Source organism: Rathayibacter rhapontici (genome assembly GCF_001995175.1).
Taxonomy (GTDB): Bacteria; Actinomycetota; Actinomycetes; order Actinomycetales; family Microbacteriaceae; genus Rathayibacter.
This window is the reverse complement of record NZ_MUKN01000046.1, coordinates 1-24,176: the sequence shown is the minus strand read 5'-3', so window position 1 is coordinate 24,176 and position 24,176 is coordinate 1. Positions and strand designations below refer to the sequence as shown.

The following is a 24,176-nucleotide window of genomic DNA, read 5'->3' as shown; positions in this document are numbered from 1 at the left end:
GGTGGTGTCCGAGGCTTGACGGAAGGGGACGAGCGTGGTTCGACGCGTCGTGGTGACAGGAGCGAGTTCGGGGATCGGCGCGGCGACGGTGCGCCTGTTCCGGGAGCACGGCTGGGACGTGGTGGCCGTCGCACGGCGCCGGGACCGGCTCGAGGCGCTCGCCGCGGAGACCGGAGCGGGCCTGTTCGTGGCGGATCTCACCGACTCCGATCAGGTCGACGCGCTGCGCGACCACCTCGACGCGACCGGCGCGGTGCACGCGCTGGTGAACAACGCCGGCGGCGCCCTCGGACTCGACACCGTCGAGGCGTCCGACGCGGCCGACTGGACGCGCATGTTCGAGATCAACGTGCTGTCGGTGAAGCTCGTCACCAGCGCGCTGCTCCCGCTGCTGCGCCGCGGCCTCGCCGACGAGGGCTCCGAGGGCTCCGCCGACATCGTCACCGTGACCTCGATCGCCGGGCACGTGGCCTACGAGGGCGGGGGCGGCTACAACGCCGCGAAGTTCGCGGCGCACGCCCTGGTCGCGGTCCTGCGCCTCGAGCTCGCCGGCGAGCCCATCCGCGTCATCGAGATCGCGCCGGGGATGGTGCACACCGAGGAGTTCTCGCTCGTGCGCTTCGGCGGCGACAAGGCCCGGGCCGACAAGGTGTACGACGGAGTCGCGGCGCCGCTGGTCGCGGAGGACGTCGCGGCCGCGATCGTGTCCTCGGTCGAGCTGCCGCCCCACGTCGACCTCGATCTCGTGACGATCAAGCCGGTCGCGCAGGCCGCTCCGCACAAGGTCGTCCGCGGCGAGCTGGCTCCGAAGCTCTGACGGGGGCCACCGCGTCGAGCGGCGATGTGACGCGGAGGCGCGCGACGCCCTAGCCTGTCCCTCATGGTTTCCGACGCCGACGACTCCGCCGCCCTCCTCGCCGCCACGGAGAAGGAGGTCCTCGGCTGGCTCGAGTTCGGTGACGCCGCCCGTCATCTCGCCGACGACGTGGTCGCCTCGGGCTACCGCCCCGAGCTCGTCGTCGCGATCGCCCGCGGCGGTCTGCTGCTGGCGGGGGCCGTCGCGTACGCGCTCGGCATCAAGAGCTGCGGAGCGCTGAACGTCGAGTTCTACACCGGGGTCGAGGCGCGGCTCGCCGAGCCCGTCGTCCTCCCGCCGCTCCTGGACGAGGCCTCGGTGCGCGGCAAGCGGATCCTCCTGGTCGACGACGTCTCCGACTCCGGGCACACCCTCGCCCTGTCGGTGAAGCTGATCCGCGCGATGGGTGCCGAGGTGCGCACCGTCACGCTGTACACGAAGCCCCGCACGGTGCTCGAGCCCGACTTCTTCTGGCGGCGCACCCCGCGCTGGATCGTCTTCCCGTGGTCGGCTCTGCCCCCGGTGGACGGCGCGCTCGGCGAGGACGACGAGTGAGCGTCCACCTGATCGGCGGCGGTGGCGGCGCCGAGCACGACTCCGACCTCTACGGCGCATTCCTGTCGGAGGCGCGCGCCCGCGCCGTCGACGCCGGGCGCATCGAGGGACCCCGCATCGCCATCGTCGTGGTGCACGACGGTCTGGGCCCGGAGGCCTACTCCGGCTACGCAGCGACCCTCGCCTCCGTCGGCCAACTCGAGCCGGTCCCCGTCCTCAAGCCCGAGGGCGGTCGGATCGACCCGTCCGTCTTCGACGAGGTCGACGGGATCCTGGTGGGCGGCGGACTGACCCCCGCGTACCGCGACGCGCTCGAGCCGTCCTTCGCGCGGCTGCGCGATCTCGTCTCGTCGGGGACCCCCTACGCCGGGTTCTCGGCGGGGGCTGCGATCGCCGCCGACCGCGCCATCGTCGGCGGCTTCCGCATCGGCGGCGTCGTCGTGGCGCCGGAGGAGGCCGCCGAGGAGCTCGACGAGGTGACGGTCCTCGAGGGGATCGGCCTGGTCGACGTCTCGATCGACGTGCACGCCGCGCAATGGGGGACGCTCGGCCGGCTGATCGCCGCCGTCGAGGCGGGGCTGGTCGACGGCGGAGTCGCCATCGACGAGTCGACGGTCCTCACGGTCGGCACCGGGGCGCTGCGCGTCTCGGGCGCCGGGTCGGTCTGGCGCGCGAGCGCCGGCGAGGCCGGCGTGCTCGTGGCGACGCTCGCCGCGGGCTGATGGATCTGCAGGAGCTGGCCGGCGCCGGACTGATCGACCGCGGCTGGGCGGACGCCCTCGCTCCCGTCGGGCCGGACATCGCCGCGATGGGCGACTTCCTCCGCTCCGAGACGGCCGCCGGTCGGCCCTACCTCCCCGCGGGCAAGGACGTGCTCCGCGCGTTCGCGGCACCTCTCGCCGACGTCCACGTGCTGATCGTCGGTCAGGACCCCTACCCGACGCCCGGGCATCCGATCGGTCTGTCGTTCGCCGTGGAGCGGCATGTGCGGCCGGTTCCGCGGAGTCTGCAGAACATCTACCGCGAGCTGCGCGACGACCTGGGGGTCACGCCTCCGGCGCACGGCGACCTCGGCGAGTGGACCCGGCACGGGGTGATGCTGCTCAACCGCGTCCTCACCGTCGCGCCGGGCGCGCCGGCGTCTCATCGAGGGAAGGGCTGGGAGGCCGTCACCGAGCACGCGATCCGCACGCTCGCGGCCCGTGACGCTCCGCTCGTCGCGATCCTCTGGGGGAGGGACGCCGCGAATCTGCGGCCGATGCTCGGCGACGCCGGAGTGATCGAGAGCGCTCATCCGAGTCCGCTGTCGGCCTCGCGCGGCTTCTTCGGCTCGCGGCCCTTCAGCCGCGCGAACGCGCTCCTCGAGGAGCGGGGCGCCGAGCCGGTCGACTGGAGCCTCGCGGAGTGAGCCGCGGCGCCCTCGTGCGCGCCGATACGCTGGAGGAGGTCCGCGCGAGCGGCCCGGGTCGACGGAGGGGATCCCCATGCTGGAGGAAGAGTACGAGCAGCGACGCGTCCTGCCGCCGCACCTGCGGAAGGCGCCCGCGCCCGAGCCCGACTTCTCGTACGAGATCCGCGAGGCCCGCGAGGAGGACCTCCCGGACATCCGCGAGATCTACAACCACTACGTGCGCAACACGGTGGTGACCTTCGACGAGGACGACTCCACGATCAAGGAGTGGCGGAGCAAGTTCTCCCGCAACGAGAAGCTCGGCCTGCCGTTCATCGTCGCGGTGTCCCCGTCGGGTCAGATCCTCGGCTACGCGATGGTCTCGCCGTGGTCGTCCAAGCGCGCCTACCGGTTCACCGTCGAGAACTCGATCTACCTCCGGGCGGCGTCCACCGGCAAGGGACTCGGCAAGGCGCTGATGACCGAGCTGCTCGTCCGGGCGAAGGCGGTCGGCATCCGGCAGATCATGGCCGTCATCGCGGACAAGGGCGCGGAGGCGTCGCTCGTGATGCACGCGCAGTACGGCTTCGTCGAGGTCGGCCGGATGGGCCGGGTCGGCTTCAAGTTCAACCGCTGGCTGAGCACGGTCCTGCTGCAGAAGACGCTGAAGTAGCGGCGCCCGCGGACACTGCGAAAGCGCCGTGCCCGCGCAGGCCGTCGACCGCCGTTCCCTACACTTGTCGGCATGGAATGGCTGGTCCCGCTCATCGTCGTCGTGGCCCTCGTGGTGATCCTCGGGATCTACCTCTGGGCGACCTACAACTCCCTGGTCACCCTGAACGTCCGGGTCGACGAGGCCTGGAGCGACATCACCGTCCAGCTGAAGAGACGTGCGGATCTGATCCCGAACGTCATCGACTCGGTGAAGGGCTACGCGTCCCACGAGAAGCAGGTCTTCGAGCAGGTGACCCGCGCCAGGGCCGAGACGCTGTCGGCGCAGGGGCCCGCCGAGGCGTCCGCGGCCGAGGACCACATGCAGAAGGCGCTCAAGTCGATCTTCGCCGTGGCCGAGGCGTATCCGCAGCTGCAGGCCAGCCAGAACTTCCTCCAGCTGCAGGGCGAGCTCGTCGAGACCGAGGACAGGATCCAGTCGGCCCGCCGCTTCTACAACGGCGGCGTCCGCGAGATGAACACGAAGGTGAAGGTGTTCCCCAACACGCTCTTCTCGCGTCGGCTCGGCTTCTCGGAGCGCGACTTCTTCGAGGTGGACAGCCTCGCCGCCATCTCCGAGCCTCCGCGCGTCCAGTTCTAGGGCCTGCCGCGCCGGCGGATCTCAGGGCGAGGGAGCGGTCTTCACCGGCATGGCGAGCGGTCCGCCGTTCAGTGTCGTGAGGTACTCCTCGAAGACGGGCGCCGGATCCGCGCCGCTCGCGACGGCGTCGACCAGGGCTCGGCGGACGAGGGCCATCACGATGGTCGCGAGCACGGCCGCGCGGGGTGCCTCGTCGGCGTCGAACCCCATCCGCTCGGCGATGCACGGAGTCAGTGCCGCCTCGCCGTCGTGCAGGGACTGCGCCCAGACCGCGCGCATCGCGGGGGTCTCGGTGAGGAGCGGGATGAGCCGCAGCGTGCGGTCGAGCTGCGGACCCGAGGCGGCCGCCGCGAACGCCGCGCCCAGCGCCGTGCTCAGCGGCTCGACGGCGGGGCGGGCCGTGAGCGCCCGGCCCATGGCCGCGATGGCGGCGTAGAGCACGGGACGGACGCAGTCCTCCTTGCCGCCGAGATAGCGGTGGAAGGTGCGCAGCGAGATGCCGGCCGCGTGGGAGAGGTCGATCGAGCTCACGCCCTTCACCGTGCCGCGCTCGAGGAGGAGCCCCACGCACTTCTCGGAGAGGGCGAGCGCGATCGATCCGGAGCGTTCGTCCACCATGCCGCTCACGCTAGGACATCCGGACGGGCGGACCGCACCGCGGAGAGGAGCGCCGCCGCGAGCGTGCCCCGCTCGACGACCTCCACGGCGTCGAGCCCCTGCCAGGCGGCCGCCTCGACGAGCAGGGCCGCCAGCCGCTCGGCGGTGTCGGCGGGTGCTCCCGGCTCGAGCCAGGCGGCCTGCACGCGCAGGACCTTCCGCTGCCGGTCGCTCTTGAGGTCGACCCGGGCCGCGAGCACGTCGTCGAGGAGCACGGGCAGCACGTAGTAGCCGTGCACGCGCTGCGCCGCGGGCGTGTAGATCTCGATCCGGTAGTGGAAGCCGAAGAGCAGCTCGGCGCGCGGTCGGTGCCAGACGACGGGGTCGAACGGCGACAGCAGGGCGTCGGCGTGGAGCGATCGCGGTCGACGGGCGTTCGCGTGGAGCCAGAGGGGGATCGGCCGGCCGGAGCGCTCCCAGCCGCGCACCTCGACGGGCAGAAGCTCGCCCGTCTCGACCAGATCGCGGACCGCGGCGAGGGCGGGGGCCCGGCGCAGCCGGTGGTAGTCGGCAAGATCGCCGAGAGTCGCGACTCCGTGCGCGGCGGCGGCGCGGCGGACCAGCTCGCGCACCGCGTCCTCCTCCGCCACCTCGGTGTCGAGGACCTCGCGCGGCAGGGCCTGCTCGGCGAGCGCGTAGGAGCGCTCGAAGCGCGTGCGCCCGGCGCTGACCACCTCGCCCCAGCGGAACAGGACCTCGAGACCGCGCTTGATGTCGGACCAGCCCCACCACGGACCCGTGCGGACGTTCGACTCGTGCTCGATCTCGGACGCGCGGAGCGGCCCGTCGGCCAGTGCGGCGCGGAGCCAGTCGAGGGTGGCCCGGTTCTCGCCGGCCCAGCCCTCGTGCTCGGTGCGGCGGTAGTGCGCCATCCGCCAGCGGTAGAGGGGCACGTCGGCGCGCCGGATCAGCGCCGCCTCGTGCGCCCAGTACTCCAGGTAGTGCCCCTTCGGCGCGAAGGCGACCGCGTCGAGCAGGGAGCGGTCGTAGGGCCCCAGGCGCGCGAGCAGCGGGAGGTAGTGGCTCCGCTCGAAGACGTTGACCGAGTCGAGCTGCAGAGGCCGGATGCGGTCGACGACGCCGAGGACCTGTCGCGTGCCGATCCGCGGCGGTCGGGGCGCTCCGAAGCCCTGCGCCGCGAGGGCGATGCGGCGCGCGAGGGCGGGGGAGAGCTGCTCGGTCATGGTCCGACCACGCTAGCGAAGGCCTCCGACATCGCTGCGCCGGATCCGCCTCCCGTCGTTCCCCGCCGGTTCACCCGGCGGTCCCCGCGCTGTCGTCCTCCGCTCCTACGGTGCCCGAGGCGACCCGCCGGGTGCGCCATCCCGACTCCTGGAGGACTCTTGAAGACCCAGCGCCTCTCGCGCCTCGGCCTGGTCGCCGCCGCGACCACCGCCTTCGCTCTCACCCTCTCCGCGTGCTCCGGCGACGCGACCGCCTCCTCGGACGGCGGCGTCGACGCGTCGACCGCCACCTCGGCCGCCGACCTCGGCGGACTCGACGCCCTGATCGAGGCCGCGAAGGCCGAGGGCGAGCTCAACGTCATCGCGCTGCCCGACAACTGGGCGAACTACGGCGAGATCATCGCCGGGTTCGAGGAGGAGTACGGCATCACCGTCAACTCCGCCGACCCGGACATCTCCTCGGCCGAGGAGATCAGCACCGCCGAGAACCTCGCCGGACAGGACACGGCGCCCGACGTCTTCGACCTCGGTCCCGCCGTCGCTCTGGCGAGCACCGACGTCTTCGCTCCGTACAAGGTCGAGACCTGGGACGACATCCCGGACGAGAACAAGGAGGCCACCGGCCTCTGGGTGAACGACTACACCGGTCTGATGTCGATCGGCTACGACCCCGAGGCCGTGCCGGAGCCGGAGTCGCTCGAGGACCTGCTCGGCGCCGACTACCGCGGCTCCGTCGCGATCAACGGCGACCCGACGCAGGCCGGAGCCGCCGCGGCCGCCGTCCAGCTCGCCGCGCTGCAGTCGGGCGGCTCGGCCGACGACGTCCAGCCGGGCATCGACTTCTTCGAGGAGCTCAACGACGCGGGCAACTTCCTCCCGCTCGACCCGACCGAGGCCACCATCGCCTCGGGAGAGACCCCGGTGGTCTTCGACTGGAGCTACAACAACCTCGCCGCGGGCACGGCGAACGAGGGCACCCGCGAGTGGGCGACCACCGTCCTGCCCGACGCCGCCGTGGGCAGCTACTACAACCAGGCCGTGAACGCCGACGCCCCGCACCCGGCGGCGGCGCGTCTGTGGCAGGAGTACCTCTACTCGGACGCCGCGCAGAACCTCTACCTCGCCGCCGGCGCCTACCCGGTCCGCCTCGCGGCGATGGTCGAGGCGGGCACCGTCGACCAGGAGGCGCTCGACGCCGTCGGCGAGGCTCCGGCCGACCTCGTGCAGTTCACCGAGGAGCAGACGGGAGCCGCCTCCGCGCTGCTCGCCGAGAAGTGGCCGTCGGCGATCCAGTGACGGCCGCGTCCGTCGCCGCCGCCCCCGGGACCCGTGCGTCCCGGGGGCGGCGGGGCGTCCCCGAGATCCTGGGCGTCGCTCCGTTCGCGGTCTACGTCCTCCTGTTCCTCGCCGTGCCCACCGTGCTCGCGGTGGGCACCGGCTTCGTCGACGGTGAGGGACGCCCCACCCTGGCGAACCTGATCGCGCTCGGCGACCCCGTCGTCCTGTCGGCGTTCGGCGCCTCGCTGGGGCTCTCGGCCTTCACCGCGGTCGTCGGAGCGGTGCTCGGCGCGATCGTCTGCCTGGCGCTCGTCGGCTCGGACCCGCGCGGACCGCTCCGCTCGGTCGTCGACGCGGCGGCCGGTGTGCTCGCCCAGTTCGGCGGAGTGATGCTGGCGTTCGCCTTCATCGCGACCATCGGGGTGCAGGGGATGGTCACGACCCTCCTCGCCGGCCTCGGGGTCGATCTCTACGCCGACGGCGTGTGGCTGTACCGGATCGTCGGTCTCGTGCTGCCCTACCTGTACTTCCAGGTGCCGCTGATGGTGCTGACGTTCCTCCCGGCCCTCGAGGGGCTCCGCCCGGAGTGGGCCGAGGCGAGCGCGGTGCTCGGCGGAGGAGCCGCGACCTACTGGTGGCGCGTCGCCGTGCCGGTGCTGGCCCCGTCCTTCCTCGGCTCGGTGCTCCTGCTCTTCGCGAACGCCTTCTCGTCCTTCGCCACGGCGGCCGCGCTCATCAGCCAGGGAGCGCAGATCGTGCCGCTGCAGATCCGCGCCGCGCTCGTCTCCGAGACCGTCCTGGGTCGCGAGAACATGGCGGGCGCCCTCGCGCTGGGGATGCTCGTGGTGATGGTGGTGCTGATGACGGGCTACTCGCTCCTGCAGCGACGAGCGCGGCGGTGGCAGCGGTGAACCGCGCCGTGTCGCGGGTCGTGCTCGTCGTGACCGGTCTCGTCTTCGCGGTGCCGTTGATCGCGATGGCCGAGTTCACCCTGCGCGGCGCGGGCGGGTACGACCTGTCGCACTGGGCCGCGATCGTCGATCCGGCGAACGAGCGCGGCTACCGCGCGCTGTTCCAGGGGATCGGCAACTCGCTCCTGCTCGCGGTGGTGACGGCGCTGCTGGTGCTGGTGCTGCTGGTCCCCACGATGCTCCTGGTCGAGATCCGCCTGCCGCGGCTGCGGCGGGTGCTCGAGCTCGTCTGCCTGGTCCCGCTGACGGTGCCCGCGATCGTGCTCGTCGTCGGCCTCGCGCCCGTCTACTCCGTCGTCACCCGACTGGCCGGTTCGGCGCCGTGGACGCTGGCACTCGCGTACGGGGTGCTGGTGCTGCCCTACGCGTACCGGGCCGTCGCAGCGGATCTCGCGGGCCTGGACGTCACGACCCTCTCGGAGGCGGCGCGCTCCCTCGGCGCCGGCTGGTGGACGGTGCTCGTGCGCGTGCTGCTGCCCAACCTCCGACGCGGACTCGTCGCCGCCGCGCTGATCACCGTCGCGGTCGTGCTCGGGGAGTACACGGTCGCCTCCCTCCTCAGCCGCACGACGCTGCAGACCGGCCTCGTGCAGGTCTCGCGGTCGGACGCGTTCGTCGCGGTGATCTTCTCCCTCCTCTCCCTCCTCTTCGCGTTCGCCCTGCTGCTCGGGATCGGCCGCCTCGCGCGGATCGGCCTGCCGCTGGGGGCCGCTCCCTCCCCGAAAGGCGCCGCATGAGCGCACAGCCCTCCACCACTCCCGGCGCCCGGGTCTCGTTCGTGGACGTCGTCAAGCAGTACGGGTCCTCCCGAGCCCTCGACGGGGTGTCGTTCGACGCCGCCCCGGGCGAGTTCGTGGCGCTCCTGGGCCCCTCCGGCTGCGGCAAGACCACCGCGCTGCGGGCGCTGAGCGGCCTCGAGCGGATCGACTCCGGCCGCATCCTCCTCGACGGCGAGGACGTCGCCGGGGTCCCGGTCGCCCGACGCGACATGGGCATGGTGTTCCAGTCGTACTCGCTCTTCCCGCACCTCCGCGCCCGCGAGAACGTCGAGTTCGGGCTGCGCACCCGCGGGGTCGGCGCGGCCGAGCGGAGGGTCTCGGCCCAGGAGGCCCTCGACCTCGTCGGGCTCGGCGCCCTGGGCGACCGCTACGCGCACCAGCTCTCCGGCGGCCAGCAGCAGCGCGTCGCCCTGGCGCGCGCGCTCGTCACGCGGCCGCGCGTGCTGCTGCTCGACGAACCGCTCTCGGCGCTGGACGCGAAGGTCCGGGTGCAGCTGCGCGACGAGATCAGGCGCATCCAGAGCGAGGTCGGCATCACCACCTTCTTCGTGACCCACGACCAGGAGGAGGCGCTCGCCGTCGCCGACCGGGTCGCCGTCATGAGCGCCGGGCGCATCGAGCAGCTCGGCGCTCCGGAGGAGCTGTACACGCGCCCGCGGACGGCGTTCGTCGCGCACTTCATCGGGCTCTCGAACGTGGTCCCCGGAGTCGTCGCCGACGGCGCGGTCGAGGTCCTCGGAGTGCGACTGCCCCTCGTGGACGCCACGACGCCCGACGGAGCGGTCGAGGCGTTCCTGCGCCCCGAGGACGTCGAGCTCGTCGCCGAGGGCTCTGCGAGCACTCTCGGAGCGGTCGTCGTGGCGTCCAGCTTCCTCGGTCCGGTGCGGCGCTCGACCGTGCGCACCGACGGGGGAGTGGAGCTGATCGTGCAGCACCGCGCCGGCGAGAAGCTCGAGGCCGGCCGGAGCGTCGGCCTCGCGCTCGGGTCCCGCCCGGTCGCCGTGAGGGCCGTCTCCTGAGTCCTCGCGGTCGATACCGCCGGGGGAATGGACCGGGGCCTAGTCTGTGGGGATGAGACTCGGCAGGTCCCGCCGCTCCTCCGGCCCCCGCGTCGTCGACACCGCGGCGCCGCCGCTCCCGCACGTCCCGGGGACCTCCCGCCCCGTTCCCGACTCCGCCTTCGTGAGCGACGGGATGCGCATCGCGGGCGCCTGGGCCTGGCGCGTGCTCGTCGTCGTCGCCGCCCTCGCGGTGCTGGCGCTGCTCATCATCGAGCTGCGGCTGATCGTGATACCGCTGCTCGTCGCCATCGTCATCGCGGCGCTGCTCGTGCCGTTCTCGAGCTTCCTGCAGCGGCACCGCTGGCCCAAGTGGCTGGCGATCACCGTGTCGGAGCTGGGCATCATCGTCATCATCGGCGGTCTGCTCTTCCTGGTCGTGACGCAGGTCTACCAGGGGTTCGACGACCTCAGCCGCCAGACGGTGCAGTCCTACGACGACCTCAAGGCCTGGCTGCTCGAATCGCCGCTGCACCTCACCGAGGGCGAGATCAACCAGTACGCGCAGCAGGCGCTGACCGCCCTGCAGCAGGACTCGGGCATGCTCGTCAGCGGAGCGCTGAGCGTCGGCTCGACGATCGGCCACGTGCTGACCGGCGTCCTGCTGACCCTCTTCTCGACCCTGTTCATCCTCATCGACGGCCCGAACATCTGGCGCTGGGTGGTGCGGCTCTTCCCGCACCGTGCGCGCCCCGCGGTCGACGGCGCCGGGCGGGCCGGCTGGGTGACGCTCACCAACTTCGTCAAGGTGCAGATCTTCGTCGCGTTCATCGACGCCGTCGGCATCGGCGTGGGCGCGGCCCTCCTGGGCGTGCCGCTGGCGATCCCGATCGGCGTGCTGGTGTTCCTGGGCTCGTTCGTGCCGGTGATCGGAGCGGTGGCGACCGGCGCTCTCGCCGTCTTCATCGCACTCGTCTACAACGGGCCGATCATCGCCCTGATCCTGCTGATCGTCGTCCTCGGCGTCCAGCAGCTCGAGGGGCACATCCTCCAGCCGCTCGTCATGGGCTCGGCCATCAAGATCCACCCGCTCGCCGTGGTGCTCGCCGTCGCCGGCGGCTCCATCGTGGCGGGCATCGCCGGCGCCTTCTTCGCGGTGCCCTTCGTCGCGACCCTGAACGTCATGGTCAACTACATCGCGAGCGGCGCCTGGCGCTCGCCGACCCGAACCCCCGAGAGAGTTGCCGCAGAGCATGCAGACTAGCCACGTCGTCGGACCGTCCCTCCAGGAGTTCGAGGCCGCGCGCGGCGTCATCGCGCCGGTCATCGCGAACACCCCGATGGAGACGAGCACGTTCCTCGCCCAGGTGCTCGGCTCGCCCGTGTTCCTCAAGTGCGAGAACCTGCAGCGCACCGGCTCCTACAAGATCCGCGGCGCCGTGTTCCGGATGTCGCGGCTCTCTCCCGAGGAGCGCGGGCGCGGCGTGGTCGCGGCGTCGGCCGGCAACCACGCGCAGGGCGTCGCCTACGCCGCGCGCGAGCTCGGCATCTCGGCCACCATCTTCATGCCGATCGGAGTCGCGCTGCCCAAGCTCGCGGCCACCCGCGACTACGGAGCCGACGTCGTGCTGAGCGGCCACATCTTCAACGAGTCGCTTGCGGCGGCCGCCGAGTTCGCCGAGCGCACGGGGGCCGTCTTCATCCCGCCGTTCGACCACCCCGACGTGGTCACCGGGCAGGGCACGATCGGACTCGAGATCCTCGAGCAGGCCGAGGGCGTCGAGACGATCGTCGTCCCGATCGGCGGCGGCGGCCTCATCGCCGGCGTCGCCTCCGCGGCGAAGCAGAAGGCCGCGCAGGAGGGGCGCACCCTGCGCGTCATCGGCGTGCAGGCCGCGAACGCCGCTCCGTACCCGCTGTCTCTCGCGAGCGGGGAGCCGACGCTCATCACGATCTCGCCGACGATCGCGGACGGCATCGCGGTGGCCATGCCCGGAGCGCTCAACTTCGCGATCATCCGCGACGTCGTCGACGAGGTCGTGACGGTCGAGGACGACGACATCGCCCGCGCGCTGCTCGTGCTGCTCGAGCGGGCGAAGCTCGTGGTCGAGCCCGCGGGCGCCGTCGGCATCGCGGCGATCCTCACCGGGAAGATCCGCGACGCGGGCCGGACCGCGGTGATCCTCTCGGGCGGCAACATCGACCCGCTGATGATGGAGCGCGTGATCAGCCGCGGCCTCGCCGCCTCGGAGCGCTACCTCAAGATGAGCATCGGCCTGCCGGACCGCCCCGGCCAGCTCGCCCGCATCTCCGAGCTCATCTCGGAGGCGAACGCCAATGTCGTCGAGGTGCTGCACACCCGCCACGGGCGGGGACTGCAGATCAGCGAGGTCGAGCTCGAGATCAGCGTCGAGACGCGCGGTCCGGAGCACGCCGAGCGCGTCCTCCAGGTGCTGCGCGATGCGGGCTACGAGCCCCGCATGTCCCAGAACTGACCCCCGGACACGAGAGACGCCACCTGCGAGACCCCTTCGGGGCTCCTCGCAGGTGGCGTCTCACGGTGGTGGATCCGAGGTCTGTCAGTGGCCGTTCCAGGTCTCCACGTCGACGACGCGGACGGAGATCGTCCGACCGTTCGGGGCCTCGAAGCTGGTCGAGTCGCCCACCTTCAGGCCCATGATCGCTCCGCCCAGCGGGCTCTGCGGGCTGTAGACGTCGAGGTCGCTCTCGCCGGCCATCTCGCGGTTGCCGAGCAGGAACCGCGACTCGTCGCCGGCGATCTCGGCCGTGATGATCGTGCCGGCCTCGACCACTCCGTGGCTCTCGGGCGGCGTGCCGATCTCGGCCTCGCGCAGGAGCGAGGTCAGCTGGCGGATCCGCGCCTCGATCTTCCCCTGCTCGTCCTTCGCGGCGTGGTAGCCGCCGTTCTCCTTGAGGTCGCCCTCCTCGCGGGCGACCTCGATGCGCTTCGCGATCTCCTCGCGGCCCGCGGTGGACAGTTCGTTCAGCTCCGCCTGGAGGCGGTCGTACGACTCCTGGGTCATCCAGGTGACCTGAGGCTGGTCGGCCATGGTGGGCTCCTCACGTGACTGCCGCGTGCAGGGATCCGACGACGGGGTGCGGGGCTCCCGCCCCGGCGTCCGTGTCGTCCGACGCCCGGCGGCGGTGGAAAAAGACAAGGCCCCGACGAGTCCGTCAGGGCACCCGGCAACCCTACGGGAGCCAGCAGGAGGAGATCAAACCTGTGTTCGCGAGCTCGGTCGTCCGCACCGTCTCGGTGAAGGAGCGGAAGCGCTCCGGGGAGGCGGGGTACTCCACGACGAGCCAGCCGACGACGGCCGACTGCTCGTTGAGCGCCTGGACGGCGCAGGCGACGTCCGTCCCGGCGGGCGCGGTGAGGTCGAAGGAGACGGTGACCGTGCGGTCGTCGACGACCCGGTGCGCCGTGTCCTGCACGTCGACGCCGTCGCGTCCGCTGTCCAGGCCCGCCCAGACCACCCAGGCGGCGAAGACCGCGACGAAGGCGAGCGCGACCGCGCCGAAGAGCCAGCGGTTGCCGCGGCGGCTGCGCGCGGTGCGGCCGTAGCGCGACGCGAGCGGGCCGCTCGCCCGGACGGCGTCGGGATCGACCGCGGTCTCGTCGCTCCGCTCGGAGCTGTCGGACGTGCGGACGGCCACGGAACTCCCCGGATCTAGCGGTTACTGTTGACGGATGGTGCGCGCTCGCTGCGAGCGGTCGCACCGCCCCATTAAACCCCGAGGAATCGAGCGATCGTGTCCCAGGCCGCCCAGGTCTCCGTCGATTCGGAGGTGCGGGAGGTTCCGCGCCTCCTCGCCGTGCACGCCCACCCCGACGACGAGTCGAGCAAGGGCGCCGCGACCCTCGCGGCCTACGCCGATCGCGGCGCCGAGGTCATGGTCGTCTCCTGCACCGGAGGCGAGGCCGGCTCCGTCCTGAACGAGTCGCTCGCGGCGCGTGCGCACGCCGAGCGCGACATGGGCGGCCTGCGCCGCCTCGAGATGGCCGAGGCGCAGCGCATCCTGGGCGTGCAGCACACGTGGCTGGGCTTCGTCGACTCCGGGATGGAGGAGGACGGCTCGGTACCGCCCGCGAGCTTCGCGGCGCTCCCGCTCGCGACGGCGTCCGCTCCGCTGGTCCGCCTGGTCCGCCGCTTCAAGCCGCACGTGATCATCAGCTACGACGAGAACGGCGGCTACCCGCACCCCGACCACATCCGCGCGCACCAGGTCGCCATGGAGGCGTTCCGGGCGGCGGGGGAGCCGGACGAGTACCCCGGCCTCGGTGCGCCCTGGTCGGTCGCGAAGCTCTACTACGACCGCGTGTTCAGCGGTCAGAAGCTGCGGGCGATCGCCGAGCACCTCCGCTCCCTCGACCCGGAGGACCCGCGACTGGCGACCTTCGAGGAGATGAAGCGCTGGTCGGACGACGCTCCGTACCTCGCGACGACTCAGGTGCTCATCTCGGGCTTCCACGACCGGAGGGATGCGGCCCTGCGCGCGCACGCCAGCCAGGTCGCGCCCGACAACGCCTTCTTCTTCCTGCCGCACGAGGCCATCGACGCCGCGTGGCCGACCGACGACTTCCAGCTCGTGCAGTCGCGGGTGGAGGCGCCGACGCCCGAGACCGATCTCTTCGCCGGACTCGACGTCGCCTTCCCGACCGGTGCGCGGAACGAGGTGGACGCGTGATCCCCGCCGTGCTCGACTCCGCGACCCTGGTGCTGTCCCGGGTCGCCGCGGCCACCCCGTCGCCCGCGCCCGACTTCAACGAGGACACGGTCACGCCGGGCCTGTTCGGCTTCATCACCATGCTCGTGATCGCCGTCGCCGCCGTCCTCCTCGCGCTCGACATGGTGCGCCGGGTCCGGCGGACCACCTACCGCCAGCAGGTCGCCGAGCGGCTCGACGCGGAGGAGCGCGAGCGCGCCGCCGAGGCGGAGCACCCCGACCGCGGGCCGGACGACCGCCCGGAGCGCTGACGCCGGCTCAGCCGCCGTTGTAGGCCGGGCTCAGCGAGATCAGCAGCGCCGCCGTCCAGTGGCAGACGAACGCCACCGCGGTCAGCGCGTGGAAGATCTCGTGGAACCCGAAGACGCCCGGCACGGGGTTGGGCCGCTTGAACCCGTAGACGACCGCTCCCACCGTGTAGCAGAGGCCGCCGACGAGGACGAGGACCATCATCGTCGCGCTCGCCTCGAGCAGCGGTCCGAGGTACATCACCGCCGCCCAGCCCAGGAGCAGGTAGAGCGGCACGTAGAGCCAGCGCGGCGCCGAGATCCAGAAGACCCGGAAGCCGATCCCGAGCAGCGCTCCCGACCAGACGAGCACGAGCAGCAGCGTGCCCTGCGCGGGCGGCAGCGCGAGCACCGCGAGCGGCGTGTAGGTGCCCGCGATCAGCAGGAAGATGTTGGCGTGGTCGATCCGCTTGAGGATCACCTTCGTCCGCGGCGCCCAGTCGAAGCGGTGGTAGAGCGCCGAGTTGCCGAAGAGCAGGAGCGAGGACGTCGCGAAGACGGCGGCGGCCCACTTCGCGGCGGTGCCGTCGGCCACCGAGACGAGGACGATGCCGGCCACGATCGCGAACGGGAAGAGCCCGGCGTGGATCCAGCCGCGCCAGGTCGGCTTCGTCTCGGCGGCCGTCCCGTGGTCGATCTCGTCGTCGACGAGGGGGAGGTTCGGCAGGTCCGGCCCGTCGGCGTCGTCCCGTGCCACGGCGTCGTCGGAGCGGGGGGAGGACCGACGGGCGGGCTCGGGGGCGGGGGGCGTCGGCCGGTGGCTCATACGGCCCAGGATACGACCGGTCCCGGTGGCCCCGCCGGGCGCCGTGACCCTCCGCGGGCAGGAGCATCGGCTACCGTAGCGATGTGCCGAAGCCGAGACTGCCTGTGGGAAGGGACCTCCTCTACGGCGTCTACAAGAAGCGGCTGAGGTCGAGCCTGGCTCCCGGCACCCTGCCGAACCACGTCGCGATGATCATCGACGGCAACCGGCGCTGGGCGCGGCAGCGGGCACTCGAGACGGCGGCGCACGGCCACCGCGCGGGCGCCGCGAAGGTGCACGAGTTCCTCCAGTGGTGCGACGAGCTGGGCGTCCGGCACGTCACGCTCTACCTGCTCTCGCAGGACAACCTGGTCGGCCGCGACAGCTCCGAGCTCACCGAGCTGATCGCGATCATCGCCGACCTCGCCGAGGAGGTCTCGCAGCAGCCGGACTGGCGGGTGCAGCACGTCGGCTCGGACGACGGGCTCCCGGAGTCGCTCATCGCGGCCCTGGACGCTGCCGAGGAGCGGACGGCCCGGCACACCGGCCTGCACGTGAACCTCGCCGTCGGCTACGGCGGGCGTCACGAGATCGCGCAGGCGGTGCGCAGCATCCTCGACGACCACGGCAAGCGCGGATCCACGATCGAGGACGTCGCGGAGCTGCTGACGCCCGAGCTGATCGGCGAGCACCTCTACACGAGCGGTCAGCCCGACCCCGACCTGGTCATCCGCACCTCGGGGGAGCAGCGGCTCTCGGACTTCATGCTCTGGCAGAGCGCGCACAGCGAGTTCTACTTCATGGAGGCGCTCGGGCCGGACATCCGCGAGGTCGACTTCCTCCGCGCCCTCCGCGACTACGCCGGACGGCACCGCCGCTTCGGCAGCTGAGGCGTCCGCGCCACCACCGACCGGAAGGGCCGGCATGAGCACGACGAACACCCTCCCGATGGACGAGTTCCTCGGAGCCTTCGCCGAGGAGACCGGCTACCTCGACTTCGCCCGCGTCGGACCGATCTCGGCGACGGCCGCGGCCGAGCAGGAGGCGGCGACGCGGCTCCTGCAGGCGGGCCGGGCCCTCGACGAGCTGCAGCGGCAGGACGAGCGGGTGCGCGCCGCCGTGGGCGCCCTGGTCGATCTGCCGGCCGAGCAGATCGTCTTCCAGCCGAACACGTCGACGGGGCTGCTGCACGCGATGCTCGGTCTGCGGGGGAGCGTGCTGCTCTCCTCCGCCGAGTTCCCGAGCCTGCCCTACGCCGCGGTGCGCGCTCAGCAGGCGCTCGGAGCGGTGTCGCCCGTCTGGCTGCGACCGACGGCGGTCGGGTGCGCCCGAGGCCGTGCGCGAGGGTCTCACTCCGGACGTCGTCGCCGTGGCCGTGAGCCTCGTCGACTCCCGGACGGGCCACCTCGCCGACCTCGGCGCGCTGCGCGAGGTGATCGGCGACCGGCTGCTGATCGTGGACGCGATCCAGGGCTTCGGAGTCGTCGACGCACCGTACGCCGCAGCGGACGTCGTCGTCTCCGGCGGTCAGAAGTGGGTGCGCTCGGGCTGGGGCACCGGGTTCCTGGCCCTCGGCGAGCGGGCGCTCGAGAGGCTGTCGCCGGTGCTCTCGGGCTGGACGGGCTCCGAAGCCGTGGAACCGTGGGACGAGGTCGCACCGCCGGGCTCCGGGGCGCGCGCCTACAGCGTCACGAACCCCGATCCGATCGCGCAGGCGCGCTTCGCCGGCGCGCTGGAGGACATCGCGGCGGTGGGAGTGCCCGCGATCGCCGCGGTCGTCGCGGAGCGGGTCAGCGCGGTCGTCGACCTCGCCGACGAGTTCGGCCTCGCCGTGACGAGCTCGCGCGACGAGCGGGACCGCGCCGGCATCGTCGTCGTCGAACCCGCACCGGAGGAGCTCGCTCCGCTGGCCTCCTCGCTCGAGGTCCACGGAGTGACCGCCCGCCTGCGGCCGGGAACGGTCCGCTTCAGCGCCCACGCCAGCACCACGGACGAGACGCTGGCGGCCCTGCGCGCCGCTCTCGTCTCGGCCGGCACCGGCGCCGACTTCTGACCTGCGCCGGGCGTTCACACGTTGGTTACACACTCGAACCACACGGATGTCATTCGCGGGGTTATGTTCGAGTCATCAGGTGAAGCGCCTGGTCGAGACGGACCCGAGGGAACGGCTCGACATCGCGCAGATCGGTGAGAGGGAACTGCGCGGTGCCGAGACGCACCGGAGGGCCGGCTTCGCAGCATGAGCCGGGGGCGTTCGAGCCTCCGGGGTGTGGAGAGTCGTCGTGACAGTTCCCCAGGGTATGGACCAGCAGGCCGGAGCGCAGGGCGGCGTCCACCGCCGAGCGCAGCACGGCTCGACCGTGTCCTCCGATCAGCTCCTCCGCACGTACGTGCTCGACACGTCGGTGCTGCTCTCCGATCCGATGGCGATGTTCCGGTTCGCGGAGCACGCCGTGGTCCTGCCGATCGTCGTCATCGGCGAGCTCGAGGGCAAGCGCCACGACCCCGAGATCGGCTACTTCGCGCGCCAGGCGCTGCGGCACCTCGACGAGCTGCGCATCAAGCACGAGCGCCTCGACTTCCCGATCGCGGTCGGCAACGGGGGCACCCTCCGCGTCGAGCTCAACCACTCGAACATGTCGGTGCTGCCCAGCGGGCTGCAGCTGGGCGACAACGACGCGCGGATCCTCGCGGTGGCCATGAACCTCGCCAACGAGGGCTCGACCGTCACCGTGGTCTCCAAGGACATGCCGATGCGCGTCAAGGCCGCGTCGATCGGCCTCGCCGCCGAGGAGTACCTCGCCGAGCTCGCTCCGGAGTCGGGCTGGACCGGCATGGACGACATCACGCTCGAGGGCGGCGCGATGAGCGAGTTCTACGACCGGGAGCGCCTCTTCACCGACGCGGTCGAGGGGATTCCGATCAACACGGGCCTCGTGGTCCACTCCGATCGCGGCTCGGCGCTCGCCCGGGTGACCGGCAAGCGGCAGATCACGCTCGTGCGCGGCGACCGCGACGTCTTCGGGCTGCACGGGCGCTCGGCGGAGCAGCGGCTCGCTATCGACCTCCTCCTGGATCAGGAGGTGGGCATCGTCTCGCTCGGCGGCCGGGCGGGCACCGGCAAGTCGGCGCTGGCGCTGTGCGCGGGCCTGGAGGCGGTGCTCGAGAAGCGCCAGCACAAGAAGATCATGGTCTTCCGCCCGCTGTACGCCGTGGGCGGCCAGGACCTCGGCTTCCTGCCGGGCGATGCGGCCGAGAAGATGAACCCCTGGGCTCAGGCGGTCTTCGACACCCTCGGTGCCCTGGTGTCGCAGAACGTGCTCGACGAGGTGATCGAGCGCGGGATGCTCGAGGTGCTGCCGCTGACCCACATCCGCGGGCGCTCGCTGCACGACGCCTTCGTGATCGTCGACGAGGCGCAGTCGCTCGAGCGGAACGTGCTGCTCACCGTCCTGTCGCGCGTGGGGCAGAACTCGCGGGTGGTGCTGACCCACGACGTGGCCCAGCGCGACAATCTGCGGGTCGGCCGTCACGACGGCGTCGCCTCCGTGATCGAGACGCTGAAGGGCCACCCGCTGTTCGCGCACGTCACGCTCACCCGCTCGGAGCGCTCGGCGATCGCGGCGCTGGTGACCGAGATGCTGGAGTCGAACGAGCTGGCCTGACCCGCGTCGGTCGTCCGGCTCGCGAGACCGCGTCCGGCGCGCAGGATCCACGGATCCCTGCGTGCCGGACGCGGTTCTGCGAGCCGGAGGCCGCTCTCGCGGCGGCCGTGCGGGTCGACGGGCGTAGCGTGGACCGGGTGAGCATCCTCGACGACGCGCTCCTCGAGCGCTTCCGCCTCCGCGCCGCCGACTACGACGAGCGCAACGCCTTCTTCACCGAGGACCTCGAGGAGCTGCGCGCGATCGGCTACCTGGCGCTGCTCGTGCCGTCCGAGCTGGGTGGTGCGGGGCTCGGCCTCGAGCAGGCCGCGGCGGAGCAGACGCGGCTCGCGACCGCGGCGCCGGCCACCGCGCTCGCCGTCAACATGCACCTCGTCTGGACCGGGGTCGCCAAGATCCTGCGCGACCGGGGCGACTCCTCCCTCGAGCACGTGCTCGTGGACGCGGCAGCCGGGCACGTCTTCGCCTTCGGGAACAGCGAGCCGGGCAACGACCTCGTGCTCTTCGACTCTCTGACCCGTGCTGAGCCGCTGCCGGACGGCGGCCACCGTTTCACCGGCACGAAGGTCTTCACCTCGCTCTCGCCCGCGTGGACGCGACTGGGCGTCTTCGGGCGGGACGACAGCGGTCCGGAGCCGCGGCTGGTGCACGGCTTCGTCGATCGCGGCACTCCGGAGTCGCCGGTCGCCGGCCTGCGTGCACGCGACGACTGGGACACGCTCGGCATGCGCGCCACGCAGAGCCGCACGACGATCCTGGACGGCGTCGAGATCCCGGCCGAGCGGATGTTCCGCTCGCTGCCCGTCGGGCCGAACGCGGATCCGCTGGTCTTCGCGATCTTCGCGGCCTTCGAGCTGCTGATCGCCTCCGTCTACCTCGGCGTCGCGCAGCGGGCGCTCGCGCTGGCGGTCGAGTCGGCGGCGCGGCGCACGTCGAGGAGGGCGGGCGGGCGGTCCCTCGCGCACGACCCGGACGTCCGGTGGCGCGTCGCGGACGCGGCGATCCTGCTCGACGGCCTCGAGGCTCCGCTGCGCTCGGCCGCCGCCGACGTCGACGCGCTCGTCGACCGCGGTGCGCGCTGGTTCCCCTCGCTCGTGGGCGTCAAGATCCGCACCACGGAGGCGGCCCTGCGGATCGTGGAGAGCGCCGTGCGCGTGGCGGGCGGGTCGGCCTACTCGCGGAGCTCGGAGCTGTCGCGCCTGTACCGCGACGTGCTCGCCGGCCTCTTCCACCCGTCCGACGACGAGTCCGCCCACTCCACCTTCGCGACCGCCTGGCTCGGCCCCCTGCCCCCCGCGGAGTGACGTCCTCGCGCTGAGGAGTCCTGGCTCTCCCGATGCTCCGCGACCGGGAAGCCCCGACTCCGACCACCGACGACCGGACTACCTGCGGATGCCCAGCCACGCACCCGCGAGGCGAACGCGTGAAACGCGTGCCAGCGTTTCGCGCTAGCCGAATGCAGGACGCTCTGCGGAACGCACCCCTCCCGAGAAGCCGACCGCGGTCCGTCCTGCGCACGCGCAGGACGGACCTGACGACTCAGCCGGGAGAGGTCATGCTCATCACGTCCAGCAACGCATCCAGCTGCTCCTCCGTGACCTCGCCGCGCTCGACGAAGCCGAGGTCGACGACCGACTCGCGGACGGTGATGCCCTTGGCCACCGAGTTCTTCGCGACCTTGGCGGCCGCTTCGTAGCCGATGACCTTGTTGAGCGGCGTGACGATCGACGGCGAGGACTCGGCCAGGGCGCGGGCGCGCTCCAGGTTCGCCTCGAGGCCGTCGACGGTCTTGTCGGCCAGGAGGACCGACGAGTTCGAGAGCAGGCGGATGGACTCGAGCAGCGCGGTCCCCATGACGGGGATCGCGACGTTCAGCTCGAAGGCTCCCGAGGCGCCCGCCCAGGCGATGGTGGCGTCGTTGCCGATGACGCGGGCGCAGACCATGAGCACCGCCTCCGGGATCACCGGGTTGACCTTGCCGGGCATGATCGAGGAGCCGGGCTGCAGGTCGGGGATGTGCAGCTCGCCGAGCCCGGTGTTGGGGCCCGAGCCCATCCAGCGGAGGTCGTTGTTGATCTTCGTCAGACTGACGGCCAGGACGCGCAGGGCTCCGGAGGCCTCGACGAGCGAGTCGCGGGCGCCCTGGGCCTCGAAGTGGTTGCGGGCCTCGGTGACGGGCAGGCCGGTCTCCTCGGCGAGGCGCGCGATGACCTTCTGCGGGAAGCCGGCGGGGGTGTTGATGCCGGTGCCGACCGCGGTGCCGCCCAGCGGGACCTCGGCGACGCGGGGGAGCGCCGACTGCACGCGCTCGATGCCGAGTCGGATCTGCGCGGCGTAGCCGCCGAACTCCTGCCCGAGGGTCACCGGGGTCGCGTCCATCAGGTGGGTGCGGCCCGACTTGACGGCCTCGGACCACAGCTCGGCCTTGGTCTCGAGCGCCTCGGCGAGGTGCTCGAGCGAGGGGATGAGGGTCTCGATCAGCGCGCCGGTCACGGCGACGTGCACCGAGGTGGGGAACACGTCGTTGGAGGACTGCGAGGCGTTGACGTGGTCGTTCGGGTGGACCGTGCGTCCGAGCGAGGTCGTCGCGAGGCTGCTGAGCACCTCGTTCATGTTCATGTTCGAGGAGGTGCCCGAGCCGGTCTGGTAGACGTCGATCGGGAAGTGCTCGTCGTACCCGCCGGCGACGATCATGTCGGCCGCGTCGGCGATCGCCCCCGCGATGTCGGCGTCGAGGACGCCCAGCTCGGCGTTCGCCAGCGCCGCGGCCTTCTTGATGCGCGCGAGAGCTGCGATCTGGGCCGGCTCGAGCCCGGCTCCCGAGATCGGGAAGTTCTCGACGGCGCGCTGCGTCTGCGCGGCGTACAGGGCGTTCCGCGGAACGCGCACCTCCCCCATCGTGTCGTGCTCGATGCGGAAGTCGCCGGAGTCGGTCGGGAGGTGATCCACCACGCTGTGTTCGTCCTTGTCTGATCGGTGCTGTTCGCCGGGCCGATTACTCGGCGCCGGACTCCGCCGCGTCGGTCGACGCGCCGGACTGGAGGGGGCTGAGCGTGCGCTCCTGCTCGGAGAGGTAGGGGCTCAGCTGGGGAGGGTCGATGCCGAGCACGACGTCAGAGACGACCGTGCCGTCGGAGAGGCGGTAGTTCGCCCCCACGATCGCGAGCGAGCCCGAGGCGACCGCGTCGGCGATCAGCGGCGACCGCTGGAGCATCTCGGCGACGGTGTCGCGCAGGTGCTCGCGGCCGACCACGAGCGCGTCGGTGGCCGAGGGGTCGACGAGGACGCGTCCGTCCGGCTGCGGCCCGACGACGCGGCGGACCGCGGGGATGATCGGCTCGATGAGGTGCTCGATGTGCGGCGGGAGGCGCTGCGCACCCGGGGCCTGCGATTCGATCGCCGCCTTCACCGCGCCGCACTCGTCGTGCCCGAGGACCAGGATCAGCTTCACTCCCAGCACGGCGACCGCGTACTCCAGGGAGCCGAGGATCGAGTCGGCGATGACCTGTCCGGCGTTGCGGACGACGAAGAGGTCGCCGAGGCCCAGGTCGAAGATGATCTCGGCGGCGAGGCGGGAGTCGCTGCAGCCGAAGAGGGCGGCGAGCGGACGCTGAGCGGCGGCGAGCTCGGCACGGCGCTCGACGTCCTGCCGCGGGTGGCGGGGCTCGCCGGCGACGAAGCGCTGGTTGCCGCGCAGCATCTCCTTCCACACCCAGGCGGGCGGGCGGGATTCGCGCGGAACGGGGATGGTCTGCGGGGCGTCGCCGCCGACGGTGTCGTCGTGGATGCTCACTGTTCCTCCTGGCCGATCTGGGGCGAGACGGCGTCGACGACCTCGCGGATCCGCTCGACGGGAGCGGTTCCGTAGACGAGGTACGTGCTGGCGCCCTCGGTGGTCTCGAGCGCGTAGGGCGTGTTGCCGGTGTCCTGGCCGGAGTCCCGGCGGTCGTACACCGTCCACTCGCGGCCGTCGATCCGCTCGACGCCCGTGGCCGCGGCGCGGTCGAGCTGCCGGGCGACCCAGGCCTCGTCGGCGTCGAAGCCCTGGCTGAGGCCGATGTAGCCGGAGTCGGGTGCGGGGGTCAGGAGGCCCACGTACCAGTACTCGATGCCGCCGTCGGTGCGCAGCTCGGCGGCGTTCGCGGACCAGCCCTCCGGCATCTCCGGCACGGCGAGGGTCTCGGTCTCGCCGAGCTGGAGCTGCGAGGCGACGAGCGGCACGTCGATCGCCGGGCGCTCGGTGCCGTCGCCGCGGGGGACGATCAGCACGATGAGGGCCACGACGCCCACCGTCGCGAGCAGGGAGAAGACCAGGTTGTTGACCGTCTTGCGCTGGCGGTAGAGGCGGGAGTTCTCGGCCTTGCGCGCCGCGATCTCGGCCGGGGTCTCGGGGCGGCCGAGCTCGGCGACGACCCTCGGCTCCTTGCGGCGGCTCATCCGGCGCTCGATCCGGAGCGGGCGGCCTCGAGGCGGGCGCGGGCGCCGATCAGCCACTCCTCGCAGCGTGCCGCGAGGGCCTCGCCGCGCTCCCAGAGGGCGAGCGAGCGCTCGAGGGTCGAGCTGCCCTGCTCGAGTTCGGCGACCACGCGCACGAGCTCGTCGCGGGCCTGCTCGTAGCTGAACTCGGAGACGTCGGAATCGAGTCCCTCGGGAGCGGGGGAGTCGGTGCGGGCGTCGGCCATGGTCTTGATCCTATCGATCGGTGCACCCGGGCAGGCGCGGCGGGGGAGGACGGGCGTGGGGTCAGCCG

Annotated in this window: 27 protein-coding genes; 18 read left to right on the top strand and 9 right to left on the bottom strand. The window is 72.3% G+C overall.

The annotated features are described in order from the left end of the window. The first annotated feature begins 34 nt into the window (after positions 1-34). From B0T42_RS14125 to B0T42_RS14100, 6 genes are all read left to right on the top strand, one after another. Positions 35-817 (top strand): SDR family NAD(P)-dependent oxidoreductase, encoded by a 783-nt coding sequence (locus B0T42_RS14125; protein WP_236720298.1) that lies wholly within the window; start codon positions 35-37, stop codon positions 815-817. Positions 818-880: 63 nt separating this feature from the next. Further along, entirely contained in the window at positions 881-1,411 is a 531-nt protein-coding gene (locus B0T42_RS14120; protein WP_055788307.1) for a phosphoribosyltransferase, read from the top strand. Beyond that, positions 1,408-2,133: a type 1 glutamine amidotransferase family protein gene (locus tag B0T42_RS14115; protein WP_077223677.1), complete on the top strand. Its 726-nt coding sequence runs from the start codon at positions 1,408-1,410 to the stop codon at positions 2,131-2,133. Before B0T42_RS14120 ends, B0T42_RS14115 begins: the two co-directional genes overlap by 4 nt. Then, positions 2,133-2,819 (top strand): uracil-DNA glycosylase, encoded by a 687-nt coding sequence (locus B0T42_RS14110; RefSeq protein ID WP_077223676.1) that lies wholly within the window; start codon positions 2,133-2,135, stop codon positions 2,817-2,819. The genes B0T42_RS14115 and B0T42_RS14110 overlap by 1 nt, the downstream gene beginning before the upstream one ends. A gap of 76 nt (positions 2,820-2,895) precedes the next feature. Then, positions 2,896-3,474, top strand: a complete 579-nt coding sequence (locus tag B0T42_RS14105; protein WP_077223675.1) for a GNAT family N-acetyltransferase — start codon at positions 2,896-2,898, stop codon at positions 3,472-3,474. Positions 3,475-3,546: 72 nt separating this feature from the next. Beyond that, the gene (locus tag B0T42_RS14100; protein ID WP_077223674.1) at positions 3,547-4,113 is read left to right on the top strand and encodes a LemA family protein; all 567 of its coding nucleotides are present in this window, start codon (positions 3,547-3,549) and stop codon (positions 4,111-4,113) included. 21 nt (positions 4,114-4,134) lie between these two features. Here B0T42_RS14100 and B0T42_RS14095 read toward each other — a convergent pair whose 3' ends face one another. Both B0T42_RS14095 and B0T42_RS14090 read right to left on the bottom strand, forming a co-directional pair. Next, positions 4,135-4,731 carry a TetR/AcrR family transcriptional regulator gene (locus tag B0T42_RS14095; RefSeq protein ID WP_094742761.1) on the bottom strand — a complete coding sequence of 199 codons (597 nt, stop codon included), beginning with the start codon at positions 4,729-4,731 and terminating at the stop codon, positions 4,135-4,137. 5 nt (positions 4,732-4,736) lie between these two features. Next, complete coding sequence (locus B0T42_RS14090; RefSeq protein ID WP_077223672.1) at positions 4,737-5,954, bottom strand: winged helix-turn-helix domain-containing protein; 1,218 nt, start codon at positions 5,952-5,954, stop codon at positions 4,737-4,739. Positions 5,955-6,113: 159 nt separating this feature from the next. Here B0T42_RS14090 and B0T42_RS14085 point away from each other — a divergent pair, with 159 nt between their 5' ends. The 6 genes from B0T42_RS14085 to ilvA are packed head-to-tail and all read left to right on the top strand — an operon-like array spanning position 6,114 to position 12,475. Further along, positions 6,114-7,250 carry an ABC transporter substrate-binding protein gene (locus B0T42_RS14085; RefSeq protein WP_077223671.1) on the top strand — a complete coding sequence of 379 codons (1,137 nt, stop codon included), beginning with the start codon at positions 6,114-6,116 and terminating at the stop codon, positions 7,248-7,250. Beyond that, positions 7,247-8,143, top strand: a complete 897-nt coding sequence (locus B0T42_RS14080; protein WP_077223686.1) for an ABC transporter permease — start codon at positions 7,247-7,249, stop codon at positions 8,141-8,143. The genes B0T42_RS14085 and B0T42_RS14080 overlap by 4 nt, the downstream gene beginning before the upstream one ends. Continuing rightward, on the top strand, positions 8,131-8,940 hold the full coding sequence (locus B0T42_RS14075; RefSeq protein WP_236720297.1) for an ABC transporter permease: 810 nt from the start codon (positions 8,131-8,133) through the stop codon (positions 8,938-8,940). Before B0T42_RS14080 ends, B0T42_RS14075 begins: the two co-directional genes overlap by 13 nt. After that, positions 8,937-10,001 carry an ABC transporter ATP-binding protein gene (locus B0T42_RS14070; RefSeq protein WP_077223670.1) on the top strand — a complete coding sequence of 355 codons (1,065 nt, stop codon included), beginning with the start codon at positions 8,937-8,939 and terminating at the stop codon, positions 9,999-10,001. Before B0T42_RS14075 ends, B0T42_RS14070 begins: the two co-directional genes overlap by 4 nt. 52 nt (positions 10,002-10,053) lie before the next feature. Beyond that, on the top strand, positions 10,054-11,244 hold the full coding sequence (locus B0T42_RS14065) for an AI-2E family transporter (protein WP_139344523.1): 1,191 nt from the start codon (positions 10,054-10,056) through the stop codon (positions 11,242-11,244). After that, the gene (gene ilvA, locus B0T42_RS14060; RefSeq protein WP_077223669.1) at positions 11,234-12,475 is read left to right on the top strand and encodes a threonine ammonia-lyase; all 1,242 of its coding nucleotides are present in this window, start codon (positions 11,234-11,236) and stop codon (positions 12,473-12,475) included. Before B0T42_RS14065 ends, ilvA begins: the two co-directional genes overlap by 11 nt. Positions 12,476-12,559: 84 nt before the next feature. On the opposite strand, the gene greA is transcribed toward ilvA, so the two are convergent. Both greA and B0T42_RS14050 read right to left on the bottom strand, forming a co-directional pair. Next, positions 12,560-13,051: a transcription elongation factor GreA gene (gene greA / locus B0T42_RS14055; protein ID WP_077223668.1), complete on the bottom strand. Its 492-nt coding sequence runs from the start codon at positions 13,049-13,051 to the stop codon at positions 12,560-12,562. Between the two features lie 142 nt (positions 13,052-13,193). After that, positions 13,194-13,658: a DUF4307 domain-containing protein gene (locus B0T42_RS14050; RefSeq protein ID WP_055788335.1), complete on the bottom strand. Its 465-nt coding sequence runs from the start codon at positions 13,656-13,658 to the stop codon at positions 13,194-13,196. 96 nt (positions 13,659-13,754) lie between these two features. On the opposite strand from B0T42_RS14050, the gene mca reads away from it, so the two are divergent. Both mca and B0T42_RS14040 read left to right on the top strand, forming a co-directional pair. Beyond that, positions 13,755-14,690 (top strand): mycothiol conjugate amidase Mca, encoded by a 936-nt coding sequence (mca, locus tag B0T42_RS14045; protein WP_230671468.1) that lies wholly within the window; start codon positions 13,755-13,757, stop codon positions 14,688-14,690. Further along, positions 14,687-14,980 carry a hypothetical protein gene (locus B0T42_RS14040; RefSeq protein ID WP_236720296.1) on the top strand — a complete coding sequence of 98 codons (294 nt, stop codon included), beginning with the start codon at positions 14,687-14,689 and terminating at the stop codon, positions 14,978-14,980. The genes mca and B0T42_RS14040 overlap by 4 nt, the downstream gene beginning before the upstream one ends. 7 nt (positions 14,981-14,987) lie before the next feature. Here B0T42_RS14040 and trhA read toward each other — a convergent pair whose 3' ends face one another. Further along, on the bottom strand, positions 14,988-15,782 hold the full coding sequence (gene trhA / locus B0T42_RS14035) for a PAQR family membrane homeostasis protein TrhA (protein ID WP_077223667.1): 795 nt from the start codon (positions 15,780-15,782) through the stop codon (positions 14,988-14,990). A 104-nt stretch (positions 15,783-15,886) separates the two neighbouring features. On the opposite strand from trhA, the gene B0T42_RS14030 reads away from it, so the two are divergent. From B0T42_RS14030 to B0T42_RS14015, 4 genes are all read left to right on the top strand, one after another. Continuing rightward, positions 15,887-16,651 (top strand): isoprenyl transferase, encoded by a 765-nt coding sequence (locus B0T42_RS14030; protein WP_274703336.1) that lies wholly within the window; start codon positions 15,887-15,889, stop codon positions 16,649-16,651. A gap of 446 nt (positions 16,652-17,097) precedes the next feature. Further along, entirely contained in the window at positions 17,098-17,814 is a 717-nt protein-coding gene (locus tag B0T42_RS21475) for an aminotransferase class V-fold PLP-dependent enzyme (RefSeq protein WP_236720295.1), read from the top strand. Between the two features lie 247 nt (positions 17,815-18,061). Continuing rightward, positions 18,062-19,426: a PhoH family protein gene (locus B0T42_RS14020; RefSeq protein WP_077223665.1), complete on the top strand. Its 1,365-nt coding sequence runs from the start codon at positions 18,062-18,064 to the stop codon at positions 19,424-19,426. 128 nt (positions 19,427-19,554) lie between these two features. Continuing rightward, complete coding sequence (locus tag B0T42_RS14015; RefSeq protein WP_077223664.1) at positions 19,555-20,730, top strand: acyl-CoA dehydrogenase family protein; 1,176 nt, start codon at positions 19,555-19,557, stop codon at positions 20,728-20,730. Positions 20,731-20,965: 235 nt separating this feature from the next. On the opposite strand, the gene B0T42_RS14010 is transcribed toward B0T42_RS14015, so the two are convergent. The 4 genes from B0T42_RS14010 to B0T42_RS13995 all read right to left on the bottom strand — a co-directional run bounded on the left by B0T42_RS14010 (position 20,966) and on the right by B0T42_RS13995 (position 24,108). Further along, positions 20,966-22,378, bottom strand: a complete 1,413-nt coding sequence (locus tag B0T42_RS14010) for a class II fumarate hydratase (RefSeq protein ID WP_077223663.1) — start codon at positions 22,376-22,378, stop codon at positions 20,966-20,968. A gap of 43 nt (positions 22,379-22,421) precedes the next feature. Beyond that, positions 22,422-23,126, bottom strand: coding sequence for a carbonic anhydrase (locus tag B0T42_RS14005; protein WP_077223682.1), 705 nt, complete (start codon positions 23,124-23,126; stop codon positions 22,422-22,424). Positions 23,127-23,215: 89 nt separating this feature from the next. Then, positions 23,216-23,863, bottom strand: coding sequence for a DUF4245 domain-containing protein (locus tag B0T42_RS14000; RefSeq protein WP_077223662.1), 648 nt, complete (start codon positions 23,861-23,863; stop codon positions 23,216-23,218). Next, positions 23,860-24,108, bottom strand: coding sequence for an exodeoxyribonuclease VII small subunit (locus B0T42_RS13995; RefSeq protein WP_077223661.1), 249 nt, complete (start codon positions 24,106-24,108; stop codon positions 23,860-23,862). Before B0T42_RS13995 ends, B0T42_RS14000 begins: the two co-directional genes overlap by 4 nt. Between the last annotated feature and the right edge of the window lie 68 nt (positions 24,109-24,176).

Coding starts and splice junctions, on each gene's coding strand:
- B0T42_RS14120 (WP_055788307.1), top strand. CDS start 881: ATGGTTTCCGACGCCGACGACTCCGCCGCCCTCCTCGCCGCCACGGAG.
- B0T42_RS14110 (WP_077223676.1), top strand. CDS start 2,133: ATGGATCTGCAGGAGCTGGCCGGCGCCGGACTGATCGACCGCGGCTGG.
- B0T42_RS14105 (WP_077223675.1), top strand. CDS start 2,896: ATGCTGGAGGAAGAGTACGAGCAGCGACGCGTCCTGCCGCCGCACCTG.
- B0T42_RS14100 (WP_077223674.1), top strand. CDS start 3,547: ATGGAATGGCTGGTCCCGCTCATCGTCGTCGTGGCCCTCGTGGTGATC.
- B0T42_RS14095 (WP_094742761.1), bottom strand. CDS start 4,731: ATGGTGGACGAACGCTCCGGATCGATCGCGCTCGCCCTCTCCGAGAAG.
- B0T42_RS14090 (WP_077223672.1), bottom strand. CDS start 5,954: ATGACCGAGCAGCTCTCCCCCGCCCTCGCGCGCCGCATCGCCCTCGCG.
- B0T42_RS14070 (WP_077223670.1), top strand. CDS start 8,937: ATGAGCGCACAGCCCTCCACCACTCCCGGCGCCCGGGTCTCGTTCGTG.
- B0T42_RS14065 (WP_139344523.1), top strand. CDS start 10,054: ATGAGACTCGGCAGGTCCCGCCGCTCCTCCGGCCCCCGCGTCGTCGAC.
- ilvA (WP_077223669.1), top strand. CDS start 11,234: ATGCAGACTAGCCACGTCGTCGGACCGTCCCTCCAGGAGTTCGAGGCC.
- greA (WP_077223668.1), bottom strand. CDS start 13,051: ATGGCCGACCAGCCTCAGGTCACCTGGATGACCCAGGAGTCGTACGAC.
- trhA (WP_077223667.1), bottom strand. CDS start 15,782: ATGAGCCACCGGCCGACGCCCCCCGCCCCCGAGCCCGCCCGTCGGTCC.
- B0T42_RS14020 (WP_077223665.1), top strand. CDS start 18,062: ATGGACCAGCAGGCCGGAGCGCAGGGCGGCGTCCACCGCCGAGCGCAG.
- B0T42_RS14005 (WP_077223682.1), bottom strand. CDS start 23,126: ATGCTGCGCGGCAACCAGCGCTTCGTCGCCGGCGAGCCCCGCCACCCG.
- B0T42_RS14000 (WP_077223662.1), bottom strand. CDS start 23,863: ATGAGCCGCCGCAAGGAGCCGAGGGTCGTCGCCGAGCTCGGCCGCCCC.
- B0T42_RS13995 (WP_077223661.1), bottom strand. CDS start 24,108: ATGGCCGACGCCCGCACCGACTCCCCCGCTCCCGAGGGACTCGATTCC.